Raw genomic sequence first — 4,577 nt, forward strand, 5'->3', positions numbered from 1 at the left:
TTCGCCAGGTCGTCGAGCACCACGTTCTCGGCGATCGAGAGCCCGGGAACGATGCCGTCGGCGACCTTCTGGTGCACCGTCGAGATGCCCCGGGCCTTGGCCAGAACGGGGGAGGAGAGGTGCAGCACGGTGCCATCGACGGCGATGTCGCCCGAGTAGCGCGGGTTGGCGCCGGAGAGCGCCTTGATGAGCGTGGACTTGCCCGCGCCGTTCGCGCCGAGCAGTGCGGTGATGCGCCCGGCGAAGAAGTCGAGCGTCACATCGGAGAGTACGAGGTTCGACCCGTAGGCCACCGAGACGCACGAAAGGGAGACGACCGGTGACAGTGTCGCCGAATCGCCTCCCTCGGCAGCAGACGGGTCGATCACGAGTTGGCAGGAAGCCAATCCGCCGTCACCTGGTCGGAGAGGTCGAGGCTCGGCTCCTTCTCACGCAGCGAGGTGACGTTGTCGATCGAGTTGTCGGTGAGGAACGACTGGGTGATGGTCTTGGCCGGAAACTGAACGTCGTCTTCGTCGAGTTCGCCGGCGAGTTTCAGGGCGAGCGAGCGCACGACGGCCGCGCCGACGGCGGAGGGGTCGGTTGCCGAGGTGGCGACCCAGGGGCTGCCGTCGGCGGTGATGACCTCGATGTCGGCGTTCGAGATGTCGATGCCGTAGACCTTCACCTTCGAGCCGAGGTTGTTCTGGTTGACCGCCTGAACGACACCCTTCGTGATCTCGTCGTAGGGGGCGAAGATGGCCTGCACGTCGGCGTTCTGCTTGAGGGCCGCGTCGACGAGCGGGATGTTGTCGGTCGCGGTCGATTCGGAGACCTTGCCGGTCGAGAACACGACGTCGAGCTTGTGATCGGTGACGTACTGGTTCCAGACCACCGCGCGGCGGTCGAGGGCGGCGAAACCGGTGGCCGAAACGTAGCCGACCTTCGCGCCGTCGCCGACGTCGTCGATGAGCTGGTCGAGAACCCCCGAGGCCATCGACTCGTCGGACTGCGAGGTGGTCACGACGCCCGTCGCGTCGGTCAGGGCGAGGTCGTAGACGACCACGGGGATGCCGGCGTCGACGGCCTTGGTGATGAGCGGCTGCAGCGTGTCGGTCTGGCCGTGGTCGACGATGATCGCGTCGGGCTTGGATGCGATGGCCTGCTCGAGGTCGCTCGCCTGCTTCGCGTTGTCGTTGCGGGCATCCGTGACCGTCAGGTCGATGTTCGCGGTTTTCGCCTGGGTGGATGCGCCCGCGCCCCACGCCTCGAAGTAGTCGCCGGCGCCCGACTGGCGAACGAGGGCCACCTTCACCGGGTCGCCGTCGAACGGCGCGGGCAGGGCGGCGGATGCGGTGGCCGGGGCGTCGGTCGACGCCTGCGACGTGGTTCCGTTCGACTGGGCGCAGGCAGACAGTGCGAGCACGGTCGTCGCGGCGAGAACGAGAAGGGGGATACGGCGCGAGATGGCCATGGTTTCTCCTGGGAGGCGGTGAGTTCGGGCGATTTTCGGGATCGGGCCAGGGTGCGGCTGAACCGGGATGTGATGATCGAATTCAATCAGCTACGCGCCCGTCGGCGACGCCGTATGACCTCGTATGACCTCTGTGGCCGGGGCCGTGGCCGGATCGTTACGATTGCCGTATGACTCTTTTGACCGTGTGGGATGAGAACGACGCCTCCGCCCCCGAACTGCAGACCCGCGATGCGCAGGTCATCACCGACGTGCTCTCGACGCTCGGCGCCCGCTTCAGTCGCTGGCCGCTCAGGGAGCTCACGGCCGAGCCGACGCAGGACGAGGTGCTTGCCGCCTACCGCGACGAGATCGACGCCGTGAACGCCGCCCAGGGATACACGCTCGTCGACGTGGTCTCGATCGTCGATGACGAGACGCCCGAGTACCTCGAGCAGGCGGCGACAGCCCGGGGCAAGTTCTTGAGCGAACATCAGCACGACGACGACGAGGACCGTTTCTTCGCCCGGGGCAGCGGCGTCTTCTACCTGCGCGCCAACGGCAAGGTCAACGCCGTGTTCTGCGAGGCCGGCGACGTGATCTCGGTGCCGGCGAACACCACGCACTGATTCGACATGGGAACGCGCCCGGAGTACGTGTCGGTGCGCTTCTTTCACGACGACGACGGCTGGGTCGGAAACTTCACGGGCAGCGAGATCGCGAAGGACTTCGCCACCTACGACGAGCTGGCCGCAGTCCCCGCCTAGCTTCCGAACTTTCGCGGATGAGGAGATTCTCCCGGCTGACGGCGTGTCGTGGCTTCGCCCGCGGCGTGTCCCCGTTTTTTCCTCATCCGCGAAGCAAGGCGGGAGTCTGCACGGGCGGGAGCCCGGTCAGCTGTAGGCGCTCGGGGTGGGGAACGAGCCCGTCAAGGCGAAGTCGCCGACCTCCTGCGCCTTGTAGACGACGGGGTCGTGCAGCGTGATGGTTCGCGCGTTGCGCCAGAACCGGTCCATCGCCGCGGACTCGCTCGTGGCCCGTGCGCCCATCAACTCGAAGGCCGTGGAGGTCACGTGCAGCGCCGTGCGCGTCGTCACGACCTTGGCCGCCGCGATCTCCACCGCTACCCGCCCGCGCTCCTCGTCGCCCAGCTCCCACCCCTTGTTGGCCGCGTCGACGAACAGGTTCGTCGCGCTCCACGTCAGTGCATCCGCGGCCCGGGTCTGCGCGGTGAGCTCGCCGATCGTCTGCCTGATGTACGGATCGTCGACGGCGTTCGAGACACCCGACATCGCCCAGGCGCGGGTCTTCGTGCGTGCATAGTCGGCCGCCTGCGAGAGTGCGCCCTCGGCGAGCCCCACCTGAATGTGGTTCATGGCCAGCTGAAAGGCCAGGATCGACAGTGATCCGTAAGCACGGTAGAGCTCGCCGTCTTGCTCGTTCGGGCCGAGCACGTGCGCGTGCGGAACGAGCACGTCGGTGAACGACACCGAACCCGATGCGCTCAGGCGCTGGCCGATGTTGCTCCAGTCGTCGTGATGCACGACGCCCGGCGCGGTGGCGTCGATGACGATGGCGAGGCGTTCTCCGGTGTCGACACGGGTGCCGCTCGCCGTCACCCGGTCGGCGAGCTGCGCGCCGGTGGCGAAGAACTTGCGCCCGGTGACCGTGAAACCCTCGGCCGTCGGGGTGAGCTCGAGTCCGGCATCCCGCGGATTGCCCGCGCCGCCCCAGAACCACGACCCGGCCACGAGGCCGCGATACAGGTCGTCGATCGCGTGCTGGTTCTCGTTAAGCTGGATGCGCCACGAGTTCACGAAGTGGTATGCGATCACGTGGCCGAGCCCGGCGTCGGCACGCAGAATCGGCCGCAGCGCACGCAGAACGGTGTGCCAGTCGAGACCGCCGCCGCCGAGGCGCGCGGGCACCAGTGCGGGCAACAGGCCGGATGCGCGCAGCGCCGCGACCTGCTCGAACGGCGCGCGGCCGTCGGCGTCGGCGCGGGCCGCGTCGGCGGCAAAGCGCTCGGCGAGAATCTCGGCCGCATCGAGCGCGGCCTCTTCCGAGGTGATCACGGTGGGGGAGTGTTCGTCGGACACGGCGCGGCTCCGGTCGAAAGGCGGTGGGCGAAAATCGTTCACTACCACTATGCCGTGCCGCGCCAGCGGGGGACTGCCCGGTGCCTCGCCGAGGCGCTAGTTTCTTCTCTATGACCTTCAATGACAACGCGAAGCTCGACACGAGCCGGGTTTCCAAGCGCGGCCGCAACACCGGCATCGCGGTGGGTGGGGGCAGCGCCGTCGTGGTCATCGGACTCTTTCTCCTCTCGCAGGTGCTGGGCGTCGACCTGACCGGTCTGGCCGGCGGTGGCCAGGCGCAGCAGGGAACCCAGAGCGAAGAATCGCTCGAGTGCTACACGGGTGTCGATGCCAACAGCAAGATCGACTGCCTGATGGTGGGCGCCGAGAACTCGCTTAACGACTACTGGGCCGACGAGGCGCCCGCGCTCGGCATCACCTACGCGCCGCCGGCCGACTTCGTGCTCTTCACGGCCGCCACGAACACCGGCTGCGGCCAGGCATCCAGCGCCACCGGGCCGTTCTACTGCCCGCCCGACAGGTCGATCTACGTCGACACCTCGTTCTTCGACGAGCTGCGCACGCAGTTCGGCGCAACCGGCGGAACCCTCTCGGAGATGTACGTCGTCGCGCACGAGTTCGGCCATCACATCCAGAACCTCGCCGGCGTCATGGACCGCACCGATCGCACCGACACGGGTCCAACGTCGGATTCGGTGCGCACCGAGCTGCAGGCCGATTGCTTCGCCGGCGCGTGGGTGGCCGCGGCATCGACGACCGAAGACACCGACGGCGTCACGTTCCTCGAGCCGGTGACGGATGCCCAGGTCGCGGATGCACTGAATGCCGCGTCGGTCATCGGCGACGACCGCATCCAGCAGATGGGCTCGGGCCAGGTGAACCCCGAGACGTGGACGCACGGGTCGAGCGCCCAGCGGGAGAAGTGGTTTCAGGTGGGCATGAAGAACGGCGCGGGCAGCTGCGACACGTTCTCGATCAGCGGGCCAGAGCTGTAGCCATGAAACGCGAGCGGGTCACGGTGCACATCGACGATGTGCGTCGCGCAG

The 4,577-nt window shown here is 67.6% G+C and carries 6 protein-coding genes; 3 read left to right on the plus strand and 3 right to left on the minus strand.

What is annotated here, in order from left to right; all coding sequences use genetic code 11:
- Together ACE5CZ_RS08150 and ACE5CZ_RS08155 are read right to left on the minus strand one after the other, a co-directional pair.
- A partial coding sequence (locus ACE5CZ_RS08150; protein WP_374946828.1) for an ATP-binding cassette domain-containing protein occupies nt 1–386 on the minus strand: 386 nt, incomplete at its 3' end.
- Nucleotides 365–1,453, minus strand: coding sequence for a substrate-binding domain-containing protein (locus ACE5CZ_RS08155; protein ID WP_374946829.1), 1,089 nt, complete (start codon nt 1,451–1,453; stop codon nt 365–367). The genes ACE5CZ_RS08155 and ACE5CZ_RS08150, both read right to left, overlap by 22 nt.
- A 170-nt stretch (nt 1,454–1,623) precedes the next feature.
- Between ACE5CZ_RS08155 and ACE5CZ_RS08160 the strand changes: the two genes are divergently transcribed.
- Both ACE5CZ_RS08160 and ACE5CZ_RS08165 read left to right on the plus strand, forming a co-directional pair.
- On the plus strand, nt 1,624–2,061 hold the full coding sequence (locus ACE5CZ_RS08160) for a cupin (RefSeq protein ID WP_374946830.1): 438 nt from the start codon (nt 1,624–1,626) through the stop codon (nt 2,059–2,061).
- 6 nt (nt 2,062–2,067) lie between these two features.
- The gene (locus ACE5CZ_RS08165; RefSeq protein ID WP_374946831.1) at nt 2,068–2,199 is read left to right on the plus strand and encodes a hypothetical protein; all 132 of its coding nucleotides are present in this window, start codon (nt 2,068–2,070) and stop codon (nt 2,197–2,199) included.
- Nucleotides 2,200–2,325: 126 nt separating this feature from the next.
- Here ACE5CZ_RS08165 and ACE5CZ_RS08170 read toward each other — a convergent pair whose 3' ends face one another.
- Nucleotides 2,326–3,531, minus strand: coding sequence for an acyl-CoA dehydrogenase family protein (locus tag ACE5CZ_RS08170; RefSeq protein ID WP_374946832.1), 1,206 nt, complete (start codon nt 3,529–3,531; stop codon nt 2,326–2,328).
- Nucleotides 3,532–3,641: 110 nt separating this feature from the next.
- Between ACE5CZ_RS08170 and ACE5CZ_RS08175 the strand changes: the two genes are divergently transcribed.
- Nucleotides 3,642–4,526 (plus strand): neutral zinc metallopeptidase, encoded by an 885-nt coding sequence (locus ACE5CZ_RS08175; RefSeq protein ID WP_374946833.1) that lies wholly within the window; start codon nt 3,642–3,644, stop codon nt 4,524–4,526.
- Nucleotides 4,527–4,577: the final 51 nt, after the last annotated feature.

It is taken from the genome of Agreia sp. (genome assembly GCF_964263775.1).
In the GTDB taxonomy this organism is placed as follows: domain Bacteria; phylum Actinomycetota; class Actinomycetes; order Actinomycetales; family Microbacteriaceae; genus Agreia.